This window comes from Lysobacter spongiicola DSM 21749 (genome assembly GCF_900167055.1).
Taxonomy (GTDB): domain Bacteria; phylum Pseudomonadota; class Gammaproteobacteria; order Xanthomonadales; family Xanthomonadaceae; genus Novilysobacter; species Novilysobacter spongiicola.
The window spans coordinates 56,483-82,725 of sequence record NZ_FUXP01000005.1 but is presented as its reverse complement, the minus strand read 5'-3'; the positions used below and the strand labels follow the sequence as shown (position 1 = coordinate 82,725).

27 protein-coding genes and 1 tRNA gene are annotated in these 26,243 nt (G+C 68.1%); 10 read left to right on the top strand and 18 right to left on the bottom strand.

The genetic code is table 11. From position 1 onward, the window contains the following. Positions 1-11 precede the first annotated feature (11 nt). The 10 genes from B5D37_RS08235 to B5D37_RS08190 form a co-directional block, all read right to left on the bottom strand. Positions 12-2,024, bottom strand: coding sequence for a pyridoxal phosphate-dependent decarboxylase family protein (locus B5D37_RS08235; RefSeq protein WP_078758243.1), 2,013 nt, complete (start codon positions 2,022-2,024; stop codon positions 12-14). After that, on the bottom strand, positions 2,008-2,409 hold the full coding sequence (locus B5D37_RS08230) for a SirB2 family protein (RefSeq protein WP_078758242.1): 402 nt from the start codon (positions 2,407-2,409) through the stop codon (positions 2,008-2,010). Before B5D37_RS08230 ends, B5D37_RS08235 begins: the two co-directional genes overlap by 17 nt. Before the next feature lie 31 nt (positions 2,410-2,440). After that, positions 2,441-3,673, bottom strand: coding sequence for an NnrS family protein (locus tag B5D37_RS08225; protein WP_078758241.1), 1,233 nt, complete (start codon positions 3,671-3,673; stop codon positions 2,441-2,443). 121 nt (positions 3,674-3,794) lie between these two features. Then, a complete protein-coding gene (locus B5D37_RS08220; protein ID WP_078758240.1) occupies positions 3,795-6,122 on the bottom strand; it encodes a nitric-oxide reductase large subunit in 2,328 nt (775 codons plus the stop codon). Between the two features lie 184 nt (positions 6,123-6,306). Next, positions 6,307-7,059 carry a helix-turn-helix domain-containing protein gene (locus B5D37_RS08215; protein ID WP_234987759.1) on the bottom strand — a complete coding sequence of 251 codons (753 nt, stop codon included), beginning with the start codon at positions 7,057-7,059 and terminating at the stop codon, positions 6,307-6,309. Positions 7,060-7,078: 19 nt separating this feature from the next. Further along, the gene (gene hemN / locus B5D37_RS08210; RefSeq protein ID WP_078758239.1) at positions 7,079-8,476 is read right to left on the bottom strand and encodes an oxygen-independent coproporphyrinogen III oxidase; all 1,398 of its coding nucleotides are present in this window, start codon (positions 8,474-8,476) and stop codon (positions 7,079-7,081) included. Positions 8,477-8,566: 90 nt separating this feature from the next. Continuing rightward, positions 8,567-8,767: a hypothetical protein gene (locus B5D37_RS08205; protein ID WP_078758238.1), complete on the bottom strand. Its 201-nt coding sequence runs from the start codon at positions 8,765-8,767 to the stop codon at positions 8,567-8,569. Then, positions 8,764-8,970, bottom strand: coding sequence for a hypothetical protein (locus B5D37_RS08200; RefSeq protein ID WP_078758237.1), 207 nt, complete (start codon positions 8,968-8,970; stop codon positions 8,764-8,766). The genes B5D37_RS08205 and B5D37_RS08200 overlap by 4 nt, the downstream gene beginning before the upstream one ends. A 148-nt stretch (positions 8,971-9,118) precedes the next feature. Next, positions 9,119-9,496 (bottom strand): sensory rhodopsin transducer, encoded by a 378-nt coding sequence (locus B5D37_RS08195; RefSeq protein ID WP_078758236.1) that lies wholly within the window; start codon positions 9,494-9,496, stop codon positions 9,119-9,121. 124 nt (positions 9,497-9,620) lie between these two features. Next, positions 9,621-9,697, bottom strand: a tRNA-Met gene (locus tag B5D37_RS08190). Between the two features lie 141 nt (positions 9,698-9,838). Here B5D37_RS08190 and B5D37_RS08185 point away from each other — a divergent pair. The 3 genes from B5D37_RS08185 (at position 9,839) to bfr (ending at position 11,286) form a co-directional block, all read left to right on the top strand. Next, positions 9,839-10,438 (top strand): RNA pyrophosphohydrolase, encoded by a 600-nt coding sequence (locus B5D37_RS08185; RefSeq protein ID WP_078758235.1) that lies wholly within the window; start codon positions 9,839-9,841, stop codon positions 10,436-10,438. A gap of 64 nt (positions 10,439-10,502) precedes the next feature. After that, on the top strand, positions 10,503-10,700 hold the full coding sequence (locus tag B5D37_RS08180; RefSeq protein ID WP_078758234.1) for a (2Fe-2S)-binding protein: 198 nt from the start codon (positions 10,503-10,505) through the stop codon (positions 10,698-10,700). Between the two features lie 115 nt (positions 10,701-10,815). Beyond that, positions 10,816-11,286, top strand: coding sequence for a bacterioferritin (gene bfr / locus B5D37_RS08175; RefSeq protein WP_078758369.1), 471 nt, complete (start codon positions 10,816-10,818; stop codon positions 11,284-11,286). 78 nt (positions 11,287-11,364) lie between these two features. Here the strand turns inward: bfr and B5D37_RS08170 are convergent, their stop codons facing one another. Next, positions 11,365-11,946 (bottom strand): DUF4126 domain-containing protein, encoded by a 582-nt coding sequence (locus B5D37_RS08170; RefSeq protein WP_078758233.1) that lies wholly within the window; start codon positions 11,944-11,946, stop codon positions 11,365-11,367. Positions 11,947-12,045: 99 nt separating this feature from the next. On the opposite strand from B5D37_RS08170, the gene B5D37_RS08165 reads away from it, so the two are divergent. From B5D37_RS08165 to B5D37_RS08140, 6 genes are all read left to right on the top strand, one after another. Continuing rightward, complete coding sequence (locus tag B5D37_RS08165; RefSeq protein WP_078758232.1) at positions 12,046-12,774, top strand: DUF6776 family protein; 729 nt, start codon at positions 12,046-12,048, stop codon at positions 12,772-12,774. Between the two features lies 1 nt (position 12,775). Then, complete coding sequence (locus B5D37_RS08160; protein ID WP_078758231.1) at positions 12,776-13,201, top strand: bactofilin family protein; 426 nt, start codon at positions 12,776-12,778, stop codon at positions 13,199-13,201. A 53-nt stretch (positions 13,202-13,254) separates the two neighbouring features. Beyond that, positions 13,255-13,974 carry a DUF6776 family protein gene (locus B5D37_RS08155; protein WP_078758230.1) on the top strand — a complete coding sequence of 240 codons (720 nt, stop codon included), beginning with the start codon at positions 13,255-13,257 and terminating at the stop codon, positions 13,972-13,974. A gap of 54 nt (positions 13,975-14,028) precedes the next feature. Continuing rightward, positions 14,029-14,418 (top strand): iron-sulfur cluster insertion protein ErpA, encoded by a 390-nt coding sequence (gene erpA / locus B5D37_RS08150; RefSeq protein ID WP_078758229.1) that lies wholly within the window; start codon positions 14,029-14,031, stop codon positions 14,416-14,418. 79 nt (positions 14,419-14,497) lie between these two features. Further along, a complete protein-coding gene (gene nudC, locus B5D37_RS08145) occupies positions 14,498-15,454 on the top strand; it encodes an NAD(+) diphosphatase (protein WP_078758368.1) in 957 nt (318 codons plus the stop codon). A gap of 30 nt (positions 15,455-15,484) precedes the next feature. Continuing rightward, positions 15,485-16,420 carry a regulatory signaling modulator protein AmpE gene (locus tag B5D37_RS08140; RefSeq protein WP_078758228.1) on the top strand — a complete coding sequence of 312 codons (936 nt, stop codon included), beginning with the start codon at positions 15,485-15,487 and terminating at the stop codon, positions 16,418-16,420. Positions 16,421-16,438: 18 nt separating this feature from the next. Here the strand turns inward: B5D37_RS08140 and B5D37_RS08135 are convergent, their stop codons facing one another. Then, positions 16,439-18,355 carry an MFS transporter gene (locus B5D37_RS08135; RefSeq protein ID WP_078758227.1) on the bottom strand — a complete coding sequence of 639 codons (1,917 nt, stop codon included), beginning with the start codon at positions 18,353-18,355 and terminating at the stop codon, positions 16,439-16,441. Between the two features lie 7 nt (positions 18,356-18,362). Next, the gene (gene purD / locus B5D37_RS08130) at positions 18,363-19,676 is read right to left on the bottom strand and encodes a phosphoribosylamine--glycine ligase (RefSeq protein WP_078758226.1); all 1,314 of its coding nucleotides are present in this window, start codon (positions 19,674-19,676) and stop codon (positions 18,363-18,365) included. A gap of 127 nt (positions 19,677-19,803) precedes the next feature. Between purD and B5D37_RS08125 the strand changes: the two genes are divergently transcribed. Beyond that, positions 19,804-21,303 (top strand): alanine/glycine:cation symporter family protein, encoded by a 1,500-nt coding sequence (locus tag B5D37_RS08125; protein WP_200809210.1) that lies wholly within the window; start codon positions 19,804-19,806, stop codon positions 21,301-21,303. Here the strand turns inward: B5D37_RS08125 and B5D37_RS08120 are convergent. The 5 genes from B5D37_RS08120 to prmA form a co-directional block, all read right to left on the bottom strand. After that, positions 21,300-22,373 (bottom strand): calcium/sodium antiporter, encoded by a 1,074-nt coding sequence (locus tag B5D37_RS08120; RefSeq protein ID WP_078758366.1) that lies wholly within the window; start codon positions 22,371-22,373, stop codon positions 21,300-21,302. The two genes, B5D37_RS08125 and B5D37_RS08120, sit on opposite strands and share 4 nt — an antisense overlap. Before the next feature lie 7 nt (positions 22,374-22,380). After that, positions 22,381-23,979 (bottom strand): bifunctional phosphoribosylaminoimidazolecarboxamide formyltransferase/IMP cyclohydrolase, encoded by a 1,599-nt coding sequence (gene purH / locus B5D37_RS08115; RefSeq protein ID WP_425478041.1) that lies wholly within the window; start codon positions 23,977-23,979, stop codon positions 22,381-22,383. Between the two features lie 60 nt (positions 23,980-24,039). Beyond that, complete coding sequence (gene fis, locus B5D37_RS08110; RefSeq protein WP_078758225.1) at positions 24,040-24,312, bottom strand: DNA-binding transcriptional regulator Fis; 273 nt, start codon at positions 24,310-24,312, stop codon at positions 24,040-24,042. Between the two features lie 123 nt (positions 24,313-24,435). After that, on the bottom strand, positions 24,436-24,897 hold the full coding sequence (locus tag B5D37_RS14805; protein WP_159447365.1) for a DUF3426 domain-containing protein: 462 nt from the start codon (positions 24,895-24,897) through the stop codon (positions 24,436-24,438). Between the two features lie 371 nt (positions 24,898-25,268). Beyond that, positions 25,269-26,189, bottom strand: coding sequence for a 50S ribosomal protein L11 methyltransferase (prmA, locus tag B5D37_RS08100; RefSeq protein ID WP_078758223.1), 921 nt, complete (start codon positions 26,187-26,189; stop codon positions 25,269-25,271). Positions 26,190-26,243 lie beyond the last annotated feature (54 nt).

Sequence of the window (26,243 nt, the reverse complement as noted above, 5' to 3'; positions counted from 1 at the left end):
GGCCGTCGTGCTCACGCCGCCGGGACCAACAACAGGCTGCGGATGCGCCGGCCCAGGTAGGCCAGGTACATGTCGATGTAGCTGATGCCGTTGGCGTGGTCGACCAGGTAGGGGTTCATCAGTGTGTGGCGCAGGATCACCAGACGATCGTTATCGTTGCCACCGTCGGGATCCAGCGTGTCCGGATCCAACCCGATCGCGCCCAGGATCCGTGCCATCTCGACATCGCCGACGGCTTCGGGCCGCAGCGTCGTCATCGAACCGAAGAACTCCTTGAGCTGGAGCGGCTGGCGCGGGTCGCTGCGCAGTTCGTCGTGGATCCTGCGCACGAAGGCGTTGGCCACCGACAGGTCGGCGTTGCCGGCCGGGTTGATCGCCAGGCACACCAGGTTGCTGTCAGGGGCGAACGGCACGGCCACACGGGCCACGCCGTCCAGCTCACGGGCCAGGCCGAGGGTCGCTTCATGCAATGCCTCCGCCGCCAGCACCGTCTGCCGGGGCAGCCGGCCGAAGTTCTCATGGTCCAGCGGCAGCACCTTGTGTGTCACGTATACCGCGGCCGCGGCGGCGCCGGACTTGGAACCCTCGGGCACGAACTGGCCCAGCTGCCGGTAACGCGTGAGGTAATTGCGCGCCGGGTCCGGATCGACCGGCCCCTCGCGGAACACATAGTCCGCCGCCTCCGACAGCAGCGCAGTGGCGCGATGGTCGCGGCAGATGAAAGCGCCGGCGCCGTAGGGCAGGTAGCCGAGCTTGTGCGGGTCGACGGTGACCGAGTCGGTCCGCCCCAGCGCGGCGAAAGCGGCATGTACCTCCGGCAACGGGAAGCGCGCGTAGTCCTCGCGCACCTCGCACAGGCCGCGCAGGCTGCCATCGGGGTTGCGGAACAGGGTGGCGAGGTAGCCGCCCCAGGCGCCGTCGACGTGCACGCTGAAGCCCAGGCCACGTTCGAGTGCGCGGGCGCGTGCGTCGACCACCGCATCGACCGGGTCGACCGTGCCGTATTCCGTCGTGCCCAGTACCGCCACCGCCATCAGCACCGGCTGCCTTTCGCGCCCGCATCGCTGCAGCGTCTCTTCCAGCGCTTCGGCATCCAAGCGCATGCCGCGTTCCGGCAGCAATTCCAGCTGGTCGCGCCCCAGGCCCAGCAGCTTCAGCCCCTTGCTCCAGGAGTAGTGCGCGGTGATCGGCGCGAGCACCTTCGGCACCCGCAGGTCCTGGTGGCGGGCGAAGAAGCCCACCATGCCCAGATGCTCGATCCGCTCGGCCTGCACCGCCTCGCGCCAGCGCCTGCGGTCGCGCGGCGACTGCGCCGCGAGCCAGTCCTGCCACTTCACCAGCAGCTCGGTGCCTGCGTCAGGGCCGGCGTTGAAGGCCGACCAGTCATCGCCGGGCAGCTCGATATCCGGCACGCCCGCCGCCCGCAAGGCCACCGGGAATGCCTTCAACGCAAGCGCGAGCCGCAGCGCCTGGTAGTTGGCGACCGTGCCGCCAGAGGTAAGGTGGCCGAAGGCGCATTGCGGCTGCGCGGGGTCGCTGGGATAACCGAGCATGCGCGCCAGTTGCAGGCCGACCTGCACCTCAAGGTCGATGGTGACCGGTGCCGCGTCCTCGCTGACGTTGTTGGGGTTGTAGGGCAGGGTGAGCATCTGCGCGGCCAGGCCGGGCAGCAGCAGGTCCGAGGCCATGTGGCCGATGTAGCGGGGGCTGTGGAACGGCACCGACTTCTTCAGCGAGGCCGACAGCTGGTGCAGTTCCCGCCGCAGCCGGGCCTCGAAGGCCTGGTATTCCGGCTGCTGGGCCGCGTGGGTCGGGATCGCCGGCGGGTCCTCGGGATGGAAGTTGCGGCGCCAGTAGACGTGGTCGCGCAGGAACTCCACCACCAGCTTCTCCAACAGGGTGTCGTTCTCGCCGTAGGGCCCCAGGAACAGTGCGTCCAGCAACGGCCGGTCCGGATCCCGGGCGGGCCGGGGCGTGGGTGCGGGCAGGCTGCCCGGCACCGGCAGGTCAGCCGACAAGGCCATAGAGGAACCCCATTGGATGGTGCGCGCGGGCAATGGAGTAGACCATTGCGAAGGTGGCCAGGGCGGCGACATAGAAACCCGCGCGCACTGCCCGTGTGCGGCCGCGACGCAGGGCGAAGATGCCCAGCACCACGTACACCACCAGCAGCACCAGCTTGGTCGCCAGCCAGCCGTTGGCGAACATGCCGCCGGGCAGGATGGTCAGCAACATCAGCGCCGCCGTCAGCAGGGTGGTGTCGATGCCGTAACTGGTCCAGCGCACCGCGGTCCATTGCGGCCAGCGCATGCCGGCCAGCGCGCCTGCGCCGCGCAACGCGAACAGCAGGCCGCTGGCGACCGCCATCATGATGTGGACGTGCTTGATCTGGGGGTAGAACTCGATCACGAACGGGTTTCCTTGAAGTGGGGTCGGGATGTCAGCCCGGACGGCCGTCGATCCGCGGGGTCAGGTAGATGGCGCCGATACGGACCACCCAGGGCGCGAAGGCCACCAGCCAGCCGATCGCGGCAGCGGCCTGCCAGGCCATGGCGTCGGGTGCGACTTCCGCCACCACCCGGGTCACCGCCACCAGTTGGATCGCCACGAACGCGAACCACGCCGTGGGCGACATGCTCAGCGGGCGGCCGGAGTGCCCCTGGGTGACGCGCGTCACCATGGCCACCAGCACGCTGCCGAAGAAGCCGATGAACAACGCATGCGCCGGGCCGCGCCCGAGCCAGTAGATGCCGGTCAACTCGTAGGCGATGCTCTGGCCGACGTAGAGGGCGAAAGCGATCGGCAACCAGGCCAGGCCGACGAACAGCACCGCCAGGATCTCCGGCTTCGGCCCGCGCGGCCACCAGCGCCACAGCATCAGCGTCGTGATCGCCAACAGCGGGACGTCGACGATCCACAGCCAGCCGTAGGCATGGAACAGCTCGAGGATCAGGTGGCCGAGCGCCAGCGGCCAGAATGCCGCCAGCAGCCACATCGGCCGCCACTGCGCGTAGCCGGGCACCACCCGGCTGGCGAAGAACGGGAACATGCGATGCGCGACGGTCACGTAGACCGGCAGCAGCAACCCGAAGGTGCCGAGCTTGATGCTGACGAACACCCAGAAGGGCGAGGCACCGAGGTTGAAGGCCGTCCATGCCAGCACGCCGATGAAACCCAGTGCCAGGCCGGCGAAGCAGGAGCGCGCATGCCAGGTGGTGCCCTGCTCGCGCCACAGCACCGGGGCGAGCGTGACCAGGCCGGCAAACCAGCCTGCGATGGTCATCAGCAGGCCGACCATGATCCCGGCCTCCCAGCCGACGGCGCCCAGCAGCGTGGCCAGCTGTCCGCCGAACAGGCCCAGGCCGACCGGGACATAGCGCCAGCGCTCGAAGTCGGGCTGTCCGGTCCACTTGGGAAAGGTGGTGAGCAGGAAGCCGAAGAAGAAGCTGGGCAGTACCTGGTACTGCATCACGAAGGCGTGCAGCCATCCGGCAAAGGGGGAGGGCTGCGGCATCACGAAGCCCGGCCAGCGCGCCGACACCAGCCACGCGGCCCACCAGGCCATGGCGAGCAGCACGTTGGTGGCGCCGATGAAGAACATCAGCCGGTGGGGGGCCTCGCCGAGTATGGCCGGCGACATCCCGGGAGCGGGGCGGGGGGTGGAATTCTGCATGGCGACAGGATGGCTCCTTTGGGCCCGCACGACATTGACCCAGATCAGAGGCGCCGGCGTGCGGAGCTGCGCAAAAAAAAAGGGGCGGCCATCGTGGCCGCCCCCTTCGTTGTTGCCCGGATCAGCCGGCCCGGATGTCGGACCGGTGCTTGTCAGGCTCTTCCAGCTTCGGTCGCACCCAGAGGCGCAGCACGAAGTAGATCAGGGCCAGCGCGCCGATGCTGAAGATCGTATCGCCCGGTACCCGCATCCACACCAGCAGGTCGACGATGGGCTTCTGCATGAACTCGGCCGAGCGTGCATACCAGTAGCCGTGTTCGATCGCCGCCAGAAGCTGCATCGTGCCCAGCGGCAGCAGCGTGAGCACCGCCATCAATGCCAGGCCGATGTTGAGCGACCAGAAGCTGAGCCGCAGTGCCTTCTCGTTCCACACCTGGTTCGGCCGCAGCCCACGCATGCAGAACAGCACCAGTGCGATGCCGAGCATGCCGTACACGCCGAACAGTGCGGTGTGGCCGTGCAGCGGCGTCAGGTTGAGGCCCTGCATGTAGTACAGCGACAGCGGCGGGTTGATCAGGAAGCCGAACAGGCCGGCACCCACCAGGTTCCAGAACGACACCGACAGGAAGAAGAAGATCGGCCAGCGGTAGCGCCGCATCCAGGGCGTTGCCTTGCCCAACCTGTAGGTGTGGTAGGCCTCGAAGCCGATGTAGGCCAGCGGCACCACTTCCAGTGCACTGAAGCTGGCGCCCAGCGCGATCACCGCCGTCGGGCTGCCGACGAAGTACAGGTGGTGCAGGGTGCCCAGCACGCCGCCGGTCATGAACACGATGGTGGCGAACAGCACCGCCACCGCGGCCGTCGAAGTGCGCAGCAGGCCCAGGCGGGTGAAGATCAATGCCATCACCGCGGTGGCGAACACTTCGAAGAAGCCTTCCACCCACAGGTGCACCAGCCACCAGCGCCAGTACTCGACGATCGAGATGTGGGTGTGCTCGCGCCACATGAGGCCGGCGGCGAAGAACACGCCGATGGCGACGGTGGACATGAACAGCAGGCCGACGATCGCCTTGGTGTCGGTCTTGGGGCCGGTCAGGATCGGCCACAACGAACGGCCCACCATCGTCAGCCACAGCAGCAGGCCGATGAAGAGGAACCACTGCCAGAAGCGGCCGATGTCGGCGTACTCCCAGCCCTGGTGGCCAAACCAGAAGTTGTTGGCGATGCCGAGCTTCTGCATCACGGCGAACCACTGGCCGGCGAAGGCACCGACGACGATCACCACAAGGCAGACGAACAGGAAGTTGACGCCGAGCCGCTGGAAGCGCGGCTCATGGCCCGACAGTGCCGGCCCGATGTAGAGGCCCGTGCCCAGCCAGGCGACCGCGATCCACAGCACCGCCAGTTGCGTGTGCCAGGTGCGGGTGATCGAGTAGGGCAGGATCTCCGCCAGCTGGTAACCGTAGGCCTCCTGGCCTTCCACCTGGTAGTGCGCGGTCATCGCGCCGAACAGGATCTGCACCAGGAACAGCGCGAGCACCAGCCAGAAGTACTTGGCGGTGGCGCGCATGGAGGGGGTGATCTTCAGCTGTGCCAGCGGATCCCGGTCGGGGATCTTGTGGGTCGGATCGTTGTCGTGGGTGACCGCATGGTGCCAGCCCAGGATCGCGATGCCGGCGATCAGGAACAGCACGCTGAAGGCCGACCACACCCAGGTGCTCGGTGGCGGCGTGTTGCCTACCAGCGGCTCACCCGGCCAGTTGTTGGTGTAGGTGACGCGACGCTCCTGGACGCCCGGCTGGTCGGGGGTGAGGGTCTCCTCGACGCCGGTGTGGCGTTCCGTGGTTGCCGCCCATGCGGTCCACCAGAAGAACGAAGCCAGGGTCCGGCGATGCTCGGCATCGGGGACCGTGTTGTTCTTCATCGCATACGCTTCGCGCAGCTCGGCGGTCGCCGGATCGTTGCCGAACAGGCTTTCGTAATGGGCCGAGACGTTCGAGATCGCCACCACCCGGTCCATGTCCAGGGTGATCGTCCCGGTCTCCGGGTCGTAGGTGTTCTCGCGCATCATCTCCTGCAGGCGACCCTGCAGCGCGGCACGCTCTCCGGCGGGGAGCTCGTCGTAGGTGGCGGCACCGCCTTCGGCGCGCGCCCACATGTCGAGGATGGCCTTCGCCTCGCGGTGCAGCCAGTCGGCACTCCAGTCAGGCGCAACGTAGGCCCCGTGGCCCCAGATCGAGCCCAATTGCATGCCGCCCATGGTCTGCCAGACCTGTCGGCCCCGCTCCAGGTCGGCACGCGTGTAGATGACGGTGCCGTCCTCGGCCACCACCTGCTCCGGCATTGGAGGCTTGTTCTTGTTGATCTCGCCGCCAGACCACAGCAGCACGCTGAACGATGCGATGAGCAGGGCGGCAAGCCCTATCCATAGCTTTCTTGTGTTCCCCATCGGGTCATCTCCGTGAATGGCTGCTGCATGCTCGCGGCTGCCGGTGGTTACCGCGTTGATACAGGTCAAGCCGCCGTGGCGAGGGATGCCGTTCGCGATCAGGCGATGGCGGGGCGAGGGTTACGCAGATGCCGTCCCCTTCATGTGAAAAGGAGATGAGGGTCCCACTTCGTGGCGTGGCCGATCAGGCGCGGAGCACCGGCTCGGCAAGGTCTTCGAGCTTGTCGCGCTCGATCAGCTCCAGCTCGCGCCGGTCGACATCCAGCAGGCCATCCTTCTGGAACCGGCGCAGCACCCGGCTGACGGTCTCCGGCGCCAGGCGCAGGTAGTTGGCGATGTCGGTGCGCGCCATCGTCAGCTGGAAGCGGTTGGGGGAGAAGCCGCGCGCCGCGAGGCGACGCGAGAGGCCCACCAGGAAGGCGGCCATGCGCTGGTCGGCGGACCAGTCGCCGGCGAGCAGCGCGGCCCGGCCGATGTCGCGGCTCAGCAGCCGGAACAGATGCTTCTGCAGGCCGGGCAGGCGCGTGGCCAGCACGGCGATTTTGGGGAACGAGAACCGGCAGAGCATCACCGTGTCCAGCGCCACCGCGTTGCAGGGGTAGGTCTCGCCGTCGATCGCATCGAGGCCGATCACCTCGCCGGGCAGGTAGAAGCCCAGCACGTGCTCGCGGCCGTCCCGATCGATCACGTAGGTCTTGACGGTGCCGGCGCGGACGGCGGCGATCGCTTCGAACGGATCGCCGACGCGGAAGATGTGGTCACCGGCATGGAACGGCCCGATGTGCTCGACCAGCACGTGCAGGTCCATCAGCGAGCGCTTGTCCATGCCCTCGGCCATGCAGGCCTGGGAGAACGCGCAGGTCGAACAGAACGAGAACTCGTCGCCGTCGTCGGACAGGGTGCGGGCGTCCTGCCGCGGGAATGCGGTCGGCTTCACCCGCGCCCCCACTGCGCGGTCAGATCGCGCGGGAGAATCGGGGGGTGGCCGGGGCCGGGGAGGGGTCTAGGTATCGGTCGAAGCACATCGCCATGTTACGCAGCAACAGCCGTCCGCGCGACGTCGCGACGATCCTTTTCTCCTCGACACGTACCAGGCCGTCCTCCACGAGCGGGTGCAACTTGTCCAGCGCATCGGCGAAATAGTCGGCAAAATCAATCAGGTAGCGGCGCTCAAGGGCATCGATCGGGATCTCGCCCTGGCACATCAGGCTCTGGATCAGGTCCGCCCGCAGCTGGTCGTCCTCGGTCAGGCGCATGCCCCGGAAGACCGGCAGGCGGCCCTCGTCGAGCGCGATCTGCCAGCTCGGCAGGTCCCTCGGGTTCTGGCTGAAACTGTCGCCGATGTGGCTGATCGCACTGACGCCAAGACCCACCAGGTCGGTGTCGGCGTGGGTGGTGTAGCCCATGAAGTTGCGGTGCAACCCACCACGATCCTGCGCGGTGGCGAGGTCGTCGTCGGGCAGGGCGAAGTGGTCCATGCCGATGTAGGCATAACCAGCGGCAGTGAGCTTTTCGATCGCCATCTGCAGCAGCCCGAGCTTGACCTCGGGCGTCGGCAGGTCGGCCTCGTCGATCTGCCGCTGCGGCTTGAACATCGCCGGCAGGTGGGCGTAGCTGTAGACGGCCAGTCGATCCGGCCGCGCCTGCGCCACCGTATCCAGCGTGCGAGAGAAGCCTTCCGGGTTCTGCTTGGGTAGGCCGTAGATGAGATCGACGTTGACCGACCGGAAGCCGTGCTCGCGGCAGGCCTCGATGATCGCCACGGTCTCCTCGACGCTCTGGATGCGGTTGACCGCCTGCTGCACGACCGGATCGAAATCCTGCACTCCCAGGCTGGCACGGTTGAAGCCGATCGCGGCCAGCTCGGCGACATCGGCCGGGGTGACGAAGCGCGGATCCAGCTCGATCGACAGGTCGCGATCGCGCGAGTCGGAGAAATGGAAGTGGCTGCGCAACGTTTCCACCACCTCGCCCAGTTGCGCGGGAGAGAGGAAGTTGGGCGTGCCGCCGCCGAAGTGCAGCTGGATGACCTCGCGATCGCGGTCGAACAGCTCGGCCATCATCGCGATCTCGCGGTACAGGCGGACCAGGTAGGTCTCGCCGCGGCCTAGGTCGCGGGTGATGATGCGGTTGCACCCGCAGTAGAAGCACGGGCTCATGCAGAACGGCACGTGCACGTACAGCGACAGCCGCCTGGGGATCGGGTCGCCGTTGCTCGCTGCCGCGCAGTCGCGCAGCTCCGCCTCGCCGAACGCCGAGGAGAACTGCGGCGCGGTCGGGTAGGACGTGTAGCGGGGACCGGGACGGTCGTAGCGCTTGAGCAGCGCAGCGTCGAATGCGGGGAGTCTGGCCATGGACCGCAGGCTACGCAGCCTGCGGCGGGACCTTCTTGATGTCGATCAAAAACAAGCCACTACGGCGCAATGGCCTTAGGGGTAATGCGTCTACCAGTCGCCGTGGTCGTCCGGATCTCGCATTGCTTCAGCCAGCAGCGTGTGGTCAAAAGAGGCGGCGTTGGTTGCCCGACCTGCGTGGAGGTCGGGCGGCAGGCTGAAAAGTCGGGGTGGGCGTTCCACGTCAAGCGAGGCCGCAAAGCCGATCGCCGCGGCCGGCGCTTCCTGCCAGCCCGCGGCGCGTTCGTTCACGATGCGACCTCACCGTAAGACGGATCAGGCGTCAGGACTTCACGGGCGCCCTTGTAGCTCCAGGCGTCGTAAGCCACCGGCGCCACCAGCGCCCAGTCCCCGTGCTTGGCCGCGTAGTTGCGCCGCCAGCAATTGCTCAGTGCCGGGACGATCTCCGGCCACGTCTTGCCCCCGAAATAGGCTCTTGCCTCGATTCCCAACATGCTGGCCGCGGTTCTGGCAGCATCGGCTGGACCAGCACCGTCGGACTTGTCACCAGCCCTTCGCACGGCGCACCTCCTTGGTTCTATGCGGGGATTCAAGTTAGTCCGCACCGCATGAAGCCGGGGTCAAGAAATCCGAAGCTCCGCGTCAATCCACGGGAAACGCCATGGTCGTCATGAGTGCGTTTTCGGCCTGGCGCGAATCCAGCCGGGTGTGCTGCACCACGATCGGGACGTCCGACCGGATGAGGCTGGCGAACGGGGTGTCCGTCGGGACCGGCTCCGGGTCCTCGAGCTCGTTGAAGCGCAGGTGGGTGGTCCTGCTGGCATCCACCCGTACCTTGTAGGGTCCGGCAGGTCCGCGGTCCGCGAAGTAGATGGTCAGCTCGACGTTGGCGGGTCGATCCCCCGCATTGAGGATGCAGCAGGTCTCGTGGCTTTCCAGCTGCGGTTCCGGGCCGTTGCTCCAGCCGGGGATGTAGCCCTCGGCGATCGCCCAGCAGGTGCGTCCGACGGAGGAGGTCATGGCGTGCTCCGGATTGGCCTGCCACCGAGTCTCCCAGCGCCCGCGTGATCGCACCGGCAAGCCAGAGCCACTGCCGCGGGCACAAAAAAACCCGCGAAATCGCGGGCTTGCGGGCGTTCCCGAATGGTGGCTATGGGTGGACTCGAACCACCGACCCCAGCATTATGAGTGCTGTGCTCTAACCGGCTGAGCTACATAGCCACGGGGAACCGCCAATTTTTCCTGTTCCCGGCGCTGCTGTCAATCCGGCGCGCCATCCGCCGTGGCTCGCTTGTCCGATCATCCACCCCGTGGCAGAGTCGGGTGAAGTGACGCAAGTCAGGCGATCCGGGAGTCCGCGTCGTGATAGATCCGGACGGCTACAGGCCAAACGTAGGCATCGTGTTGATGCACCCCGATGGGCGGCTTTTCTGGGCGCGGCGGGTGCATCGCGATGGCTGGCAGTTCCCTCAAGGCGGCATGAACACCGACGAGACGCCGATAGAGGCGATGTACCGGGAGCTGCGCGAAGAGACGGGATTGCTGCCCGAGCATGTCGAGGTCCTGGGCGAGACGCCGGGCTGGCTCCGCTACCGCCTGCCGCAGCGTGCGATCCGCCGCAATGACCGGCTGGTCTGCATCGGCCAGAAGCAGGTCTGGTTCCTGCTGCGCCTGACCGGACAGGAAACCGACCTGCAGCTGGACCTGACCGAGAAGCCCGAGTTCGATCACTGGCGGTGGGTGGATTTCTGGTATCCGGTGGAACATGTCGTGGTGTTCAAGCGCGGTGTCTATGCGCGTGCGCTGCGCCATCTGGCCCCCGTCGCGCAGCGCGTGGTCGGCGACCAGGCGGTGCCGCTGCCGGCGCCCGACATGCGCGCCACTGGCAGCTGGCATCGCCAGAGGCCGCGGCATCCCGGACAGAGACCTTCGGCGGGCAAGGCGTTCAGGTCTCCTGATTGACAATCATTCTCATCCGTAGTGCAATCGCGATTGCAGCGATCCGGCTGCCAGACCGTCCATTGCCGTGTACATCTGCATCTGCAACGGAGTGACCGACCACGACATCCGCGAAGCCGCGGAAGCCGGTTGCCAGACCATGGCCGAGCTCACCATGCGCACCGGCGCGGGATCCTCCTGCGGCAGTTGCGTGGAGGCGGCCACCGCCCTGCTTGAAGAAGTGCACGCACGGGAGCTCCCCCTGCAGGTCCTGCGCGCCGCCTGACGAGCCGTGCGCCCTCGCGGCTGATTCGCATCCGCGCCTGCACTCGATTCGCGTTTCATCACCGATCGGCCCGGGCCGTTAGAGTGGCGGCATTCCCGCATCAGGAGAAATGGCGATGAAAGGCGACGCCAAGGTCATCGAATTCCTCAACAAGGCCCTCTACAACGAGTTGGTCGCGATCAACCAGTACTTCCTGCACGCCAAGATGCTGAAGAACTGGGGCCTGAAGGAACTGGCCGACCACGAGTACCACGAGTCGATCGACGAGATGAAGCATGCGGACCAGCTGTCCGAGCGCATCCTGTTCCTCGAGGGGCTGCCGAACTTCCAGGCGCTGGGCAAGCTGCGCATCGGCGAAGGTCCGCGCGAGATCCTGACCTGCGACCTGGCGCTGGAGCTCGAAGCTATTCCCCTGCTGCGCGAAGCAGTGGCGCATTGCGAACAGGTCAACGACTACGTGAGCCGCAAGCTGTTCGCCGACATCCTCGAATCCGAAGAGGAACATGTTGACTGGATCGAGACCCAGCTGGAGCTGATCGAACGCATCGGCGAGCAGAACTACCTCGCCCGCCAGATCGAAGGCTGAGCATCTGTAGGAGCGGCTTCAGCCGCGATCGGTTGATCGGCGCGGAACGGCCACGGCAGATCGCGGCTGAAGCCGCTCCTACAGGGGCGTGGTACGGGAGCGGCGCCGGAACAGTTTTCGCCAGGCCCAGCCGAGCGCCAACGCGACCGCCAGGGCGATCGCCAGCAGCAGTCCCAGCGCTACCCAGGGGTAGGTGAACACCAGTGCCAGCCCGCCAAGCGCGGCGACGTCTTCGCTGACGGAGGCCGTCCAGTTGGTCACCGGCTCCGGCGACGTATTGAGCAGCGCCCGCGACCCGGCCTTGAGGGCGTGGCTGGTGAGGGCGAGCCCCGCACCCCCGACCAGTGCGCCGGTTGCGAGGTCACCATCGGGCGACAGCGTGGCCGCCGCGAGGAAAGCACCGGCGGGGATGCGCAGCAGCGTGTGGGCGAGGTCCCAGCCCGAGTCGACGCCCGGTATCTTGTCGGCGAAGAACTCGGCGACGGCCAGCACGCCCGAGACTCCCAGCACCCAGGGCGAAGCGGTGACCTCCAGCGCCTGGGGCAGGTCCAGCCAACCGAAGAACCCGGCCAAGCCCACGCCGAAGACGGTCAGGTAGACCCGGATGCCGGCCAGCCAGGCCAACACTACGCCAACTGCGAACAGGTGCGCATCAGACACGGCCGTTCCTCGCTAGACTCCGGGTCGGAGTATAGGGGGGGCCGCCACCCGGCACCGCGCCTCGCGCAGCGCCGGAGACGACAGGCGAGTTGGGGAGCAATGGGCAGTCGCAGTCATTCCGGTTACGTCATCGTGCCGCGCCAGCGGCGCGGCTATCTCGCATGGGTCCTGCTGGCGCTGGCGTGGTCGATCACCCTCGCCGCCGCCTGGTTGGCCGCCAGCTGGATCGCCGCTCCCACGGTCCCTGGTCTGGCCGGGGATCCGCGCCAGGCGCGACAGGCGCTGGAAGCGGCGGAGAGCGAGCTGGAGGCGCTGCGCCAGCGCCAGGCCACGCTGGAGCGCTCCGACCAGATCAGCCGCGCAGCCAACCGAAAGGTGCAGCAGGCGTTGGCGGAGCGCGACGAGGAAATCGCCGACCTGCGCGAGAACCTTGCCTTCTATGAGCGCCTGGCCGCTGGCGAAGGCAAGCCGCGGGGGCTCAACGTGCACTCGGCCGAATTCGTTGCCGAGGACGCCGGCACCTGGCGTTACCAGATCGTCCTGACCCAGAACCTGGAGCGTGGCGCCGTCAGCGCCGGCAAGTTGAGCTTCTCGATCGAGGGCGTGCGCGACGGCAAACTCGCCACCATCGGCTGGGACGACCTGAAACAACGCAAGGGCGCGCCGGCACAGGCGTATTCATTCCGATATTTCCAGCAGCTCGATGGCAGCGTGATGCTCCCGGCGGGGTTCACGCCCCAGCGGGTGCGGGTCTCGTTGCGCGGCCGCGATGCTTCACTCGACCAGGCCATTGCCTGGGTGCAACCTCCAGCCACCGGGGATACCTGACATGTTCAAGAGCAAGCCCACCATGCCCGAAGGGCAGATCGACACGCTGATCGGACCGCAAGTGGTGATCAACGGCGACTTCCACTTCAGCGGGGGCCTCTACGTGGAGGGCCGCATCGTCGGAAAGCTCATCGCCGAGGAGGGCCAGAAGGCGATCCTGACGCTGGCCGACAATGGCAGTGTCGAGGGCGAGATCCACGCACCGGTGATCGTCATCCACGGCCGGGTCGACGGCGATGTGTTCGCCAGCGAGCGCGTGGAGATGGGCGCCAAGGCCCGGGTGGAAGGCAACGTGCACTACAAGGTGGTGGAAATGGCGGCCGGTTCGGTGCTGTCGGGCCGCCTGCTGCACGTGGAAGCCGGCAAGCGCGCCGCGGATGTCGACGAACCTGAAGCGGTGCACGCGCTGCGTAGCGTTGGCAGCTGACCGGTCCAGCCGGGCGTTGTAGTCTGGCGGCCTGTTCAGATGGCGGGCCGCCCATGACCCAGACTGGATCCAACCAGCGGAAGCTGCGCCTCGCGGTTGCGGGCGTGTTCGTTGCCGCCCTGGTCTTTGGCGGCTGGGGGCTGTGGCGGGTGGTGTCTCCCGCGTCGGCGGACGTGCGCGCCCAGCTGGCCGACAGCAGGCGCGCCCTGGAGCGGCTCCGGGGTGAACACGAGGAGCTCCAGCAGCGCGTGGCGACCCTGTCGCGTTCCGACCAGATCAGCCGCGACGCCAATCGCGACCTGCAGGGCACGTTGTCGGAACGGGACGAGGAGATCGCGGGCCTTCGTGCCGATGTCGCGTTCTACGAGCGCCTGGTGGGCGCCACCGCGCAGCGCCGCGGACTGAGCGTGCATGCGCTCAACATGGTGCCCAACGAGAGCGCGTGGCACTTCCAGACCACGCTGACCCAGAACCTCAACCGCGGTGCCGTCAGCAGCGGCGACCTGACCGTTTCGATCGAAGGTTCGCGGGACGGGCGGCTGGAAACGCTGGACTGGGACGCGTTGCGCCAGCAGGAGGACGCACCTCCGAAGGATTATTCCTTCAAATATTTCCAGCAGGTGGAGGGCGACGTTTTCCTGCCGGAGGACTTCAATCCGGTGCGCGTCACCGTGCGGCTGCAGCCCCGCAGTGGCCGGGCGACCGAACAGTCCTTCACCTGGGCCGACGCAACCCGGTCCAGCGCGCCCGCGATCGCCGCCCCGGCGGAATGAACCATCCCGCCGGCGCCGCTTGATTGCAGCGGCCCGGCCCCCCATCCTCACCGCATGGAAAGTTCCGTCATCCCGCTGCCCGGCGCTCCTGAAGAGCCGGGCTACCAGAGCCTCGACCAGCCACTGCAGTTCACGTCGGCGGCTGCGGCCAAGGTCCGTGAGCTGATCAGCGAAGAAGGCAACGACGCACTCAAGCTGCGCGTCTACATCCAGGGCGGCGGTTGCTCCGGGTTCCAGTACGGCTTCGAGTTCGACGAGGAGCAGGGCGAGGACGACCTCGCCGTGCGGACGGACGGCGTGACGCTGCTGGTCGACCCGCTGAGCCTGCAGTACCTGATGGGCGCCGAGGTCGACTACACCGAGAGCCTGCACGGCGCGCAGTTCGTCATTCGCAATCCGAACGCGAAGACCACCTGCGGCTGTGGCTCCTCCTTCACCGCCTGAGCCGGTGGCGGATATCCCCCGGCCCTTCGCGTTCGTAGAGCAGGAGGCGTACGGGACGCTGCTCCGGGGCAGCGGTTGGTTGCCGCTGGAAGACGATCCGTCATGCCGCGGGGCGCTCGACCGGGCCGACCTCCTGCGCGAAGACAAGGCCGGCCTGGCGGCACTGTGGCCGCGGGCGCGGGTACTGCTGCTGGATGACGAGGGCCTTGCGGTCACCGATGACGACGGGCAGATGCCGGTGCTGCACGGCGTCGATATCAGCGCTGGCCCGGGTGGCCCCGGACTGGCGATCTTCCTGGGTGTCGATTCAGACGGGACCGGCTGGTTCGCGCTGGATGCGCAGGTCACTTCGGTCACCCTTGCGGGCCGCCTCGACCTCCGCAGCGCCGCCGCACGTTGGCCGGCTTTCGAGGCCGCCGTGTTCGCCCAGGCGCGCGCGCTGCAGCACTGGCGCAGGCGGCACCGCCACTGCGGGGCCTGTGGTGGCGAGCTGGCCTTCGAGCGCGGCGGCTGGCTCGGGCGCTGCGGGGCATGCGCGCTGGAGCACTACCCGCGCACCGATCCCGCGGTCATTGTTGCGGTGACAGACGGCAAGCGGTTGTTGCTGGGGCGACAGGCCGGCTGGCCTGCGCGCCGGTACTCGGTACTGGCGGGTTTCGTCGAGCCGGGCGAAACACTTGAACAGACCGTGGCGCGCGAGGTGCTGGAAGAATCCGGCATCCGCATCCGCGCGTGCCGGTATCTCGCGTCCCAGCCGTGGCCGTTTCCCGGCGCGCTGATGCTGGGTTTCATCGCCCTTGCCGAGGCAGCCGAACCGCGCGTGCACGACGAGCTGGAGGAGGCGCGCTGGTTCACCGTGGAAGAGATCCGCGCGGCCGCGGCACGCGACGAGATCGACGACGGTGGTCCGCTGCTGTCGGCGCCCATCTCCATCGCCCGCTGGCTGATCGGGCAATGGCTGGCCGAGATGGAGGCCTCGGGGCCGCCGGCCAGGACCGACCGCCAGCTGGGACCGCTGTCAGGACCAAGCGGCTAGAATCGGACCGACCGCCTACCGGAGCCGCGCATGTCCGTCACCCTGATCGCCGTCGTTGCCGCACTGGTCTTGGGGCACGCCGCGCCATCGCTGGCGAGCGTCAGGCAATTCGGCTGGTACCGGGACCTGGTGGCGTGGCTCAACAGCCACTTCGACGAGGACAGCTTCTGGCGCGGCAACTGGGGCATTGCACTGGCGCTGGCGCCTCCGCTGCTGGCAGTGGGCCTGTTGCAGCGCGCGCTCGACGGGCAGGTCTTCGGGCTGGCCGGCCTGCTGTTCGCGATCATCGTGCTGTTCTACTCCTGGGGACCACGGGACCTGGACCGGGACGTCGATGCCGTACTCGATGCCCCCGATCCCGTCTCCCGCCGCGACGCGGCCGCGCGCCTGGCGGACGACGGCAGCGCATCCGTCGACGGGCCTCGCGTCATCGATGCGGTATTCCGCAATGGCCTGCGTCGCTGGTTCGGGGTGTTGTTCTGGTTCCTCGTGCTGGGTCCGTTCGGGGCGCTGGGGTATCGGCTGGTCGTAGTGTCCGCGCGACGGGATGGCGCGGAAGATCCCCCGGCCACGCCGGTGCCATCGGCGACCGCCCGCGGTGCACGGCGCCTGCTGGCCCTGCTGGAATGGCCGGTGGCGCAACTGATGACGCTCTCGCTCGCCCTGGTCGGCAACTTTGACAGCGTGCTCGGAGCGTGGCGTTCGGCCGGAGGCGCTGCCTTCCATCTCGACAGCCGCTTCCTGGAGGCCGCCGGGCGGGCCAGCGTGCGCAGCGAACTGGCCGACGAAAGCAGCGACTACGCGGCGGGCTCGCTGCGGGACGAAGACATGGGTGCCACGACGCTGCCGGCCGCGTCACTGGGTGAGCTTCCGGAACTGCGTGATGCAATGAGCCTGGTGTGGCGTTGCCTGCTGGTCTGGCTGGCGACGCTGGCGTTGTTCGTGATCGCGGGCTTCGTCAGCTGATCGCCTTGGCGACCGGCACTACGGCTGGTCGCCCCGGAGCTCGCGCACCATGGCCTCGAGCGCGGGTGCCGTGGCCGTGCCTCCATCCACCGCCGGTGCGGCGACCACCTCGACGTGGCCGCGGAAACGGCGCGGTACCCGCATGCGTGCCAGGCGCCCGTCCCGCCTGCTCCACATGCTGGCCCACATGCCACGCAGCGCCATCGGCACCACCGGGACCTGGCGCCGCTCCAGGATTTTCTCGACCCCGGACTTGAACGCGGCCATCTCGCCGTCGCTGGTCAGCCGGCCTTCCGGGAAAATTCCCACCACCTGCGCATCGGCCAGCTCCGCATCGATGCGGTCGAAGGCGCGCTGCATCAGCTCGGGGTTTTCCCTGGCCCCCGCGATCGGAATCGCCTTGGCGGTGCGGAAGATCCACCGCATCACCGGCACGTCGAAGATCCGGTAGTACATGACGAAGCGCACCGGCCGGGGAATGCTCGCCGCCAGGATCAGCGCATCCATGTAGCTGACGTGGTTGCATACCACCAGGGCCGGGCCGTCCTCGGGCACCTCGTCGATGCCCCAGGCACGCAGCCGGTACAGCGAGCGCACCAGCACCCAGCTGAGGAAGCGCATCAGGAACTCGGGCACGATCGTGAAGATCCAGATCGCCACCAGCGTGTTGGCCACGGCCAGCGCCAGGAACAGTTGCGGGATCTCCAGGCCGGGCATCGATACCCGCACCCCGCCCAGCTGGAAGGATTCCATCTGCAGGGTGACGCCCAGCAACGCGGCCAGCACGATGAAACCGGAGTTCTGGATGTTGAGCCCGGCGAACACGCGGGACATTTCCGACTTCGGCGTGCGGTTCTGGATCAGGGCAAACAGCGGCACCACGAAGAAGCCGGTGAACATCCCCACGCCGAGAAGGTCGATCACGGTGCGCCAGCTGCCGGGCTGCCGCAGGAAACCCGCCACGTCGAGGCCGCCCACGGTCGCGGCGGCGGGACGGCCCAGGTAGAGGTCGAGCAGGAACGCGCTCATGCCGAACGCGCCCAGCGGCACCAGCCCGATCTCGACCGTGCGGGCGGAGAGTTTTTCGCAGAGCATCGACCCCACGCCGGTACCGATCGAGAACAGCGCGAGGGCAAAGATGTACAGCGTCGCCGAGCCACCCAGGTTGACCTCCGCGTACGCAGGCAACTGCGAGGTCAGGATGGTGCCGACGAACCAGAACCACGACACCCCCAGCACGGCGTTGCGCACCGCGAGCTGTTTCTTGGCCAGCCTCAACGCCGCAAAGGATTCCGGGATCGGATTCCAGTTGATCTTCAGGTCCGGGGCGCCGGCCCCCGCGGGCGGGATGGCCCGGCTCACCAGGTGTCCCGCAACGGCCAGCGTGACCACCATGCCGCCGGCCACCCACGGGCCGCTGTCGCCGGTGGCGGCGAAGATCGAGCCGCCCAGGATCATGCCGCACAGGATCGCGATGGCAGTGCCCATCTCCACCAGGCCGTTGCCACCGGTCAGTTCGCGTGGCTGCAGCACCGATGGCAGGATCGAGTACTTCACCGGTCCGAACAGGGCCGACTGCACGCCCGTCAAGAACAGGGCGGCCAGCAGCACGACAAGGTTCTGGGTGACGAACCCGACCGCCGCCAGCGACATGATTCCGATCTCCATCCCCGTGGTGATCCGGATCAGGGTCGACTTCTCGGTCTTTTCGGCGATCTGCCCGGCCAGCGCCGAGAACAGGAAGTAGGGCAGGATGAACAACGCCGGCGCCAGGTTGGCGTACAGCGTCTTCTGCTCGCTGCTGACGCCCAGCCAGAACAGCATCCCGATGATCGCCTGCCGGTAGACGTTGTCATTGAACGCCCCCAGCGACTGGGTCAGGAAGAACGGCAGGAAGCGTCGCTGCCGCAGCAGTGCGTACTGGCTGTGCGGCATGTCCAGGTCAGCCGCCCGCTACCTGACCGCTCTTTCCCTGCCGCTCGCGCTCGATCGCCCGCCAGCCGATGTCGTGGCGATGGAACTCGCCATGCCAGGACACCCCGGCCACGGTTTCGTAGGCCTTGTGCTGGGCGTCGGCGACGGTATCGCCCAGCGCGCAGACGCAGAGCACGCGTCCACCCGAGGTCACCACCTGGCCGTCCGCCAGTGCGGTGCCGGCGTGGAACACCTTGCTGCCTTCGGGATCCGGTACGTCCCAGTGGCCGATGGGATCGCCGGTACGCGGCGTCCCCGGATAGTTCTCGGCGGCCATCACCACGCCCAGGCTGGGCCGCGGATCCCAGTCCGCGACGACACCCTGCAGGCGGCCCGCGATTCCGGCTTCGACGAGGTCCAGCAGGTCCGAGCGCAGGCGCATCATTACCGGCTGCGTTTCCGGGTCACCGAAACGCACGTTGAACTCGATCACCCTGGGGGCGCCGGAGGCGTCGATCATCAGGCCCGCGTAGAGGAAGCCGGTGAACGGGATGCCATCGGCAGCCATGCCACGCACGGTCGGTTCGACCACCTCGCGCATGATCCGGTCATGGATCTGCGGGGTGACCACCGGCGCGGGCGAGTACGCCCCCATGCCACCGGTATTGGGGCCGGTGTCGCCGTCGAAGGCGCGCTTGTGGTCCTGGCTGGTGGCCATCGGTAGCGCCGTGTGGCCATCCACCATCGAGATGAAGCTGGCCTCTTCGCCCTCGAGGAATTCCTCGATCACCACCCGCGCACCCGCGCTGCCGAACGCATTGCCGGCGAGCATGTCGGTCACCGCGGCCTCGGCCTCGGCCAGCGTGGTCGCAACGATGACGCCCTTGCCGGCAGCCAGGCCATCGGCCTTGATGACGATCGGCGCGCCCTTGTCCCGAACATGTGCGAGTGCGGCGTCCAACTCGGTGTGGACTGCGTAGTGCGCGGTCGGGATGCCGTGCCGGGCGAGGAAATCCTTGGCAAAGGCCTTGCTGCCTTCCAGCTGGGCGGCCGCGGCGGTGGGGCCGAAGATGCGGTGGCCGGCGGCGCGGAAGCGGTCCACGACCCCCGCCACCAGCGGGGCCTCGGGGCCGACGACGGTCACCGACACGCCTTCGCGCGCCACCAGCGCCAGCAGCCCGTCGATATCGGTCGCGGCGACCGGCACGTTGCGGCACTTGGGTTCCGAGGCGGTGCCTGCATTGCCGGGCGCCACCAGCACCCCTGTCACGCGTGGGGACTGAGCGAGCTTCCAGGCCAGCGCATGTTCGCGTCCGCCCGCGCCGATCACCAGAATCTTCATGCCACCGGTCCTTGCCTCGTTGCTCCGCACACGCGGAAGCCCGGGATTCTACGCAATCGGCGGCGTGCAGGCAGGGCGCGCCCGGCGCGCTGATACGATCGTGCGTCGACGGAAAACCGGGACGCCGATGGACAACCTGCTGGAGACGATAGAAGCCTTGCTGGTGCCGATGGTCGGGCTGGTCAATGCCGTGTTGTGGGACTACGTCCTGGTCTACGGGCTGCTCGCGGTCGGGCTGTACTTCACCCTCAGGCTGCGGCTGCTGCAGGTCCGCTTGTTCCCGCACATGTGGCGGGTCGTGGGAATGGGCCGCAACTCGGATGCCGCGGGCATCTCTCCGTTCCAGGCGCTATGCACCAGCCTCGCCTCGCGCGTCGGGACCGGGAACCTTGCCGGGGTCGCCATCGCGCTGGGTGTCGGCGGGCCGGGCGCGCTGTTCTGGATGTGGTGCACCGCGCTGGTGGGCATGGCGACCGCCTACGCTGAAAGCTCCCTGGCCCAGCTCTACAAGGTGCGCGACGAGCAGGGGCAATACCGCGGCGGCCCGGCGTATTACATGGCACGGGGCCTGAAGAAGCGTTGGATGGGCGTGGCTTTTTCGCTATGCCTGCTGCTGACCTACGGGCTGGTCTTCAGCAGCGTGCATGCCAATGCGATGGCGCAGGCACTCGGGGCGGCGTTCGGCTTCACCCGGGGACAGATCGCCACCGGACTGGTGCTGCTGACGGCGCTCATCATCTTCGGCGGACTGCGTTCAGTCGCACGATTCGCCGAGAAGGTAGTGCCGGTGATGGCGGTGGCCTACCTCGCACTCGCCGGGTGGGTGGTGGCCACGAACCTCGGTGAAATCCCCGCCGTGCTGGGTCTCGTGCTGCGCAGTGCCTTTGGGCTGGAGCCGGCAGTTGGCGGCGTGGTGGGTGGTATCGCGGCGGCCATGCTCAACGGCGTCAAGCGCGGGCTCTACTCCAACGAAGCCGGCATGGGCAGTGCGCCCAACGTGGCCGCCGCCGCGACGCCGGTCCCGCACCACCCGGCCAGCCAGGGGCTGGTGCAGTCGCTCGGCGTCTTCATCGATACGCTGCTGATCTGCAGCGCCACCGGTTTCGTCATCCTGCTGTCGGGCGTGCTCGGCGGGGACGGCGACGGCGTGCAGGTCACCCAGCAGGCGATGACGGTGTACTTCGGCGGGGCGGGCACCTATTTCGTTGCCATCGCGATGTTCTTCTTCGCGTTCACCACGATCATCGGCAACTATTCGTACGCCGAGAACAACCTGCTGTACCTCGGCGGCGGCAAGGCCGGCCTGCTGGTGCTGCGGCTGGCCGCGCTGGCGGTCATCGTCTGGGGCGTCTACTCGAAGGTGCAACTGGTCTGGGATGCCGCGGACGCCGCGATGGCGCTGATGGCCTCGATCAACCTTGTGGCGCTGCTGATGCTCTCGGGCGTGGTGGTGGCGCTGACCCGTGACTACGACGTGCAACTGGCGAAGGGCAGGCTGCCGGAGTTCGACGCCCGGTTGCATCCCTCGTTCGGGGATGGCGTCGATCCCGGCATCTGGCGCGTGCGGGATGGCGCCAGGCCGGACTTGGCGGCCGGCCCCGCAAGCGAGGCCGACGGGCCGCGCTAACCGCGCCTGGCCTGTTGCCGCTCCCGCAATGCACGCGTGACCACGATCGCCAGGGTCAGGATCGTCAGCGGGACCACGAAGTTCATCATCACCGCGCTGAAGGCCTGCAGGGCGCCATGGCCGGCCGAATCCAGCAGCAGGTAGGCGGTATAGGCGATGAAATAGCCCGCGAATACCGCGCCTTCCCAGCGCTGGATGCAGTGGCCAGTGAAGAAGATCGGCAGGCAGGCAACGGCGGCGGCCAGCATCACTGGCAGGTCGAAATGGATCGCGGAATTGCCGACCGGAATGCCGGCCGGTGAGAACACCGCGGTCAATCCGAGCACCGCCAGCAGGTTGAGGATGTTGCTGCCGACCACGTTGCCGACCGCCATGTCGCGCTCGCCGCGGATGGTGGCGATGACCGATGTCGCCAGTTCCGGCATCGAGGTCCCGATCGCGACCACGGTCAGGCCGATCACCAGCTCGCTCAGCCCCAGCGCGGCCGCGATGTCCACCGCGCCGTCCACCAGCCAACCGGCTCCGAGGACCAGCAGGCCCAGCCCACCCAGCAGCAGCGCCACGTTCAGGACCCACCCCGCGGCGTGGGGCTTTTCGCCCACCGGTTCAAGCTCGTCGGGTCTCGCCTCGCGCCGTCCGATGACGACCTGCAGCACCAGGTAGGCAGCGGCCCCGGCCGCCATCACCGCCCCTTCGATCCGGCCGATGCTGCCATCCATCGCCAGCACCAGTACCAGCACCGAGCAGGCGATCATCACTGGCACGTCGATCCTTACCAGCTGGCGCGAGACCACCAGCGGTGCGACCAGCGCGCTGATGCCCAGGATCAGCAGGACGTTGGTGATGTTGCTGCCCACCACGTTGCCCAGCGCGATGTCGGCCGACCCCCGCTGCACCGCGTCGATACCGACCGCGAGCTCGGGTGCGCTGGTGCCGAAGCCGACCACGGTCAGCCCGACCACCAGCGGCGACAGGCCCGTGGCCAGCGCAAGCCGGCTGGCCCCGCGTACGAGCCCTTCGGCACCGGCCACGAGCGCGGCCAGGCCGGCGAGCAGGAGCAGTACCGACATCATCATGTCAGTGCCTGAAGTGGCGCACGCCGGTGAATACCATCGCCAGGCCGTGTTCGTCGGCAGCCGCGATGACTTCGTTGTCGCGCATCGAACCACCGGGCTGGATGACCGCCTTGATGCCTGCCGCCGCGGCCGCGTCGATGCCGTCGCGGAACGGGAAGAAGGCGTCGCTGGCCATCACCGCACCGGCTACGGCCAGGCCCGCTTCCTCCGCTTTCAGGCCGGCGATCTTCGCGCTCACCACGCGGCTCATCTGGCCGGCACCGATGCCGATGCTGCGGTTGTCGCGCGCGTACACGATGGCGTTGGACTTGACGTACTTCGCCACCCGCCAGGCGAACAGCAGGTCGCCCAGTTGCGCATCGCTGGGTGCGGCCTTGGTTACCACCTTCAACTCGTCCCGGCCGACCTCGCGGATGTCGCTGGTCTGCATCAACAGTCCCGATCCCACCCGCTTGACGTCGAAATTGTTGCGGCCCTCGCCGTGCGGGATGCGCAGCACCCGGACATTGGCCTTCTTGCGCGCCACCTCCAACGCCGCCGGCTCGTAGTCGGGCGCGATCAGCACCTCGACGAACTGGCGGTCGAGGATGGTCTTCGCGGTGGCGGCATCGAGCGCGCCGTTGAACGCGATGATGCCGCCGAAGGCGGAGGTCGGGTCGGTGGCGTAGGCCGCCTCGTAGGCATCGCCGCAGCCGGCCGCCGTCGCCACGCCGCATGGATTGGCGTGCTTGACGATCACGCACGCGGGCGACTCGAACTGGCGGACGCACTCCCAGGCGGCATCCGCGTCGGCCAGGTTGTTGAAGCTCAGCTCCTTGCCCTGCAGCTGGGTGAAGGTGGCCAGGGTGCCCGGGACCGGATACAGGTCCCGGTAGAAGGCGCCGGCCTGGTGCGGGTTCTCGCCATAGCGCAGGTCCATGACCTTCACGAAGTTGCTGTTGCTCTGCGCCGGGAACAGCCCGCGCGAGCCGTCCGCGGAGATGGCCGACAGGTGGTTGCTGATGCAGGCGTCGTAGGAGGCGACCCGATTGAACGCGGCCACGGCCAGCGAGAACCGGGTGGCGGCCGAGAGCGCGCCATTGCCGGTCTCCAGCTCCGCAATCAACGCCTCGTACTGCGACGGCTCGGTGGCTACCGCGACCCGGGCGAAGTTCTTCGCCGCCGAGCGCAGCATCGCCGGCCCGCCGATGTCGATGTTCTCGATGACCTGCTCCATCGTGCTGTCGGGATCGGCGGAGACCGATTCGAACGGATACAGGTTCAGCACCAGCAGGTCGATCGGCTCGATGCCGTGCTCGGCCATGACCGCGTCGTCGGTGCCTGCACGGCCGAGCAGGCCGCCGTGCACCATCGGGTGCAGGGTTTTCACCCGCCCGTCCATCATTTCCGGGAATCGGGTGACGTCGCTGACGTCGCGCACCTCCAGCCCGGCTTCACGCAGGGCCTTGGCGGTGCCGCCGGTGGACAGCAGCTCGACGCCGCGCGCAGCCAGTGCATGTGCCAGTTCCAACAGTCCGGCCTTGTCTGAGACGGACAACAGGGCGCGGCGGATCTTCACCGGGTTGGCGGGCAGGGCGCCGGTCTGGTTCGCGGGGGTCATGGGCAGGCTTTCGTGGTGGAAAGCCGCCGATTATAGGCGCCGCCGCGTGGTGGCCGCGGCTCAGGCCAGGCCGTACTCGCGCAGCTTCTTGCGCAGGGTGGCGCGATGGATGCCGAGCATTGAAGCGGCCCGGCTCTGGTTGCCGTCGCAATGCTCGAGGACCTCGGCGAACAGCGGGATCTCCAGCTCGCGCAGCGCGATCTCGTACAGGTCGCCGTTGTCGCATCCGTTGAGGTCGCCGAGGTAGCGACGGATCGAAGTCGCGACATGGTCGCGAAGCGGGACGCGGGGCCCCGCACGGCTGGTGTCGTTGCGGTCTGCTGCTGCGTTCAAAGGTGTCTCCCCCCGGGACATGGTGTCGTCCGCCGTGCGATGTGGCACCGCAGGGCGGGCGTGACGACGGGGGGGAGGAGTCTAGCGCGCCGGGGCCGCCGGCGACACCGCAAAGGTGCCGATTCAGCGGAAGTCGAACGTGAACGCGACAGTCGGGTCCGCGGGTTCGACCACTTCCAGCCGGACGCTGGCGCTCTGCCCCGGAGCCAGCGTCCCGTCCCCCGGCACCTGCTCCTGATAGTCATCGGGAGTGAACGTGCGCTGGGCCACCGGCCGGCCATTGACGTCGGACAGCATCAACAGCAGGTGGGGCCAGTGTTGCGGCCAGCGGGCGTCATTGCGGAAGCTCGCCTCCACCTCCAGCACGCCGGGCCGGGTGGGCGAGGGGGTCACGCTACGTGACAGCATCGTGTAGGCCCCCGGCTCGCGCCATGCCGGCAGTGTGCAGCCGGCGATACCGCAGGCGACTGCCACCCAGGGGCGCCAGCGCTCGCTTGCCGCCAGCTCGTTGCGCTGGGCAAAGAGCATCTGCACGCACAGCAGCAACAGCAGCGCGGTGACGATGGTCCCTTCGATGATTTGCATGCGCCGGGACCGCTGGACGGAGGGACGGCCCGTGCGCCGGGCGAAACTGGGGGCGCGCCGGCCCGAGCCGCCAACGGTGGTCGGCCTGGTGTTGCGCACGGCGCCTTGCACGCGGTCGCTGCCGGTTGCGGCTCCGGACCCTTCGGTGGCCGGCTCTGGTGGCTTGGTGCCCGGTTCGGCGATCTGCGTGGCGTGTGAGGTCGCGGCAAGTGAGGCATCGCCCGCCCCTGAAGCCGCGGCCATGGGTTCAAGCACTGCGCGGCAACGCGGGCAGTGCTGCGGCGACCCGTCTCGGGAGACGATCAGGGCGACCAGGAAACCGCATTCGGGGCACGGGACGAACATCGCTGCAGTCTAGCCGAGCACCCGGATCAGCCGCGCCGGGTCCCGCTGATGCGGATCCAGTCTTCCAACTGCGTCACGGACAGGTCTTCGAAAGCGCCCGCGTAACGCTCCAGTACCTCGTCCTGCTGTCCGGCCAGGATGCCCGACAGCGCAATCCGGCCACCCGGTGCAACCCGCGCAGCGAGGGTGTCGGCCAGCGCCACCAGCGCGGAGGCGAGGATGTTGGCGACCACCACCGGATAGGTGCGCACCGGCTCGTCTTCTGGCAGGTACACGCCGAGGCGATGGTCCACCTCGTTGCGCTGGGCGTTGTCCGCGGTGGCCGCCAGGGCCTGCGGGTCGTTGTCGACGCCGGTGGCGCCAGCGGCCCCCAGCTTGAGGGCGGCGAGCGCGAGGATGCCCGAGCCGCAACCGAAGTCCAGCACCTGCGCGCCATCGAGTTCACCGCTGTCGGCGAGGCCGTCGAGCCACGCCAGGCAGAGCGCGGTGGTGGGATGGGTGCCGGAGCCGAACGCCAGTCCCGGGTCCAGGCGCACCACGGCAGCGTCGTCATTGTCGGCGCCTTCGGGCAGTGCGTGGTTCCAGGGCACGATCCAGGTGCGCCGCCCGAATTGGAGCGGCTCGTACTGGTCCATCCAGGCCCGCTCCCAGTCCTGGTCGGCGACTTCGCGGAACCGGGCGCGGGACCAGTCGACACCTTCATCGGCGGCGGCAAGCGCATGCAACAGCAGTTCGGGCGGGGTGCCACCTTCGAACAAGGCCGTCAGGGCCATCTCGCCCCACAGCGGTGTCTGGCCCACGCCCGGCTCGAAGATCGCCTGCTCGTCGGGGGCGTCGGCGTGCGCGTCGGCCAACGTCATCGCCAGGGCGCCGACGTTCTCCAGCGCACGCTCCAGGCGGGGCTGCTCGGCTTCGCTGCAGGGCAGGGTGAGTTCGAGGAAGGGCATGCGTGGGCTCGTGCTTGCGACCCGGGGGGCGGCTTGGGAATTGTAGGAGCGGCT

Excerpts from the sequence above, each read along its gene's own strand:
- B5D37_RS08200 (WP_078758237.1), bottom strand. The coding sequence starts at position 8,970 with ATGTTGGGAATCGAGGCAAGAGCCTATTTCGGGGGCAAGACGTGGCCG.
- erpA (WP_078758229.1), top strand. The coding sequence starts at position 14,029 with ATGGAAAGTTCCGTCATCCCGCTGCCCGGCGCTCCTGAAGAGCCGGGC.
- B5D37_RS08235 (WP_078758243.1), bottom strand. The coding sequence starts at position 2,024 with ATGGCCTTGTCGGCTGACCTGCCGGTGCCGGGCAGCCTGCCCGCACCC.
- prmA (WP_078758223.1), bottom strand. The coding sequence starts at position 26,189 with ATGCCCTTCCTCGAACTCACCCTGCCCTGCAGCGAAGCCGAGCAGCCC.
- purH (WP_425478041.1), bottom strand. The coding sequence starts at position 23,979 with ATGACCCCCGCGAACCAGACCGGCGCCCTGCCCGCCAACCCGGTGAAG.
- B5D37_RS08220 (WP_078758240.1), bottom strand. The coding sequence starts at position 6,122 with ATGGGGAACACAAGAAAGCTATGGATAGGGCTTGCCGCCCTGCTCATC.
- B5D37_RS08165 (WP_078758232.1), top strand. The coding sequence starts at position 12,046 with ATGGGCAGTCGCAGTCATTCCGGTTACGTCATCGTGCCGCGCCAGCGG.
- B5D37_RS08125 (WP_200809210.1), top strand. The coding sequence starts at position 19,804 with ATGGACAACCTGCTGGAGACGATAGAAGCCTTGCTGGTGCCGATGGTC.
- B5D37_RS14805 (WP_159447365.1), bottom strand. The coding sequence starts at position 24,897 with ATGCAAATCATCGAAGGGACCATCGTCACCGCGCTGCTGTTGCTGCTG.
- bfr (WP_078758369.1), top strand. The coding sequence starts at position 10,816 with ATGAAAGGCGACGCCAAGGTCATCGAATTCCTCAACAAGGCCCTCTAC.
- purD (WP_078758226.1), bottom strand. The coding sequence starts at position 19,676 with ATGAAGATTCTGGTGATCGGCGCGGGCGGACGCGAACATGCGCTGGCC.
- B5D37_RS08140 (WP_078758228.1), top strand. The coding sequence starts at position 15,485 with ATGTCCGTCACCCTGATCGCCGTCGTTGCCGCACTGGTCTTGGGGCAC.
- B5D37_RS08155 (WP_078758230.1), top strand. The coding sequence starts at position 13,255 with ATGACCCAGACTGGATCCAACCAGCGGAAGCTGCGCCTCGCGGTTGCG.
- B5D37_RS08225 (WP_078758241.1), bottom strand. The coding sequence starts at position 3,673 with ATGCAGAATTCCACCCCCCGCCCCGCTCCCGGGATGTCGCCGGCCATA.
- B5D37_RS08120 (WP_078758366.1), bottom strand. The coding sequence starts at position 22,373 with ATGTCGGTACTGCTCCTGCTCGCCGGCCTGGCCGCGCTCGTGGCCGGT.
- B5D37_RS08195 (WP_078758236.1), bottom strand. The coding sequence starts at position 9,496 with ATGACCTCCTCCGTCGGACGCACCTGCTGGGCGATCGCCGAGGGCTAC.
- B5D37_RS08160 (WP_078758231.1), top strand. The coding sequence starts at position 12,776 with ATGTTCAAGAGCAAGCCCACCATGCCCGAAGGGCAGATCGACACGCTG.
- hemN (WP_078758239.1), bottom strand. The coding sequence starts at position 8,476 with ATGGCCAGACTCCCCGCATTCGACGCTGCGCTGCTCAAGCGCTACGAC.
- B5D37_RS08135 (WP_078758227.1), bottom strand. The coding sequence starts at position 18,355 with ATGCCGCACAGCCAGTACGCACTGCTGCGGCAGCGACGCTTCCTGCCG.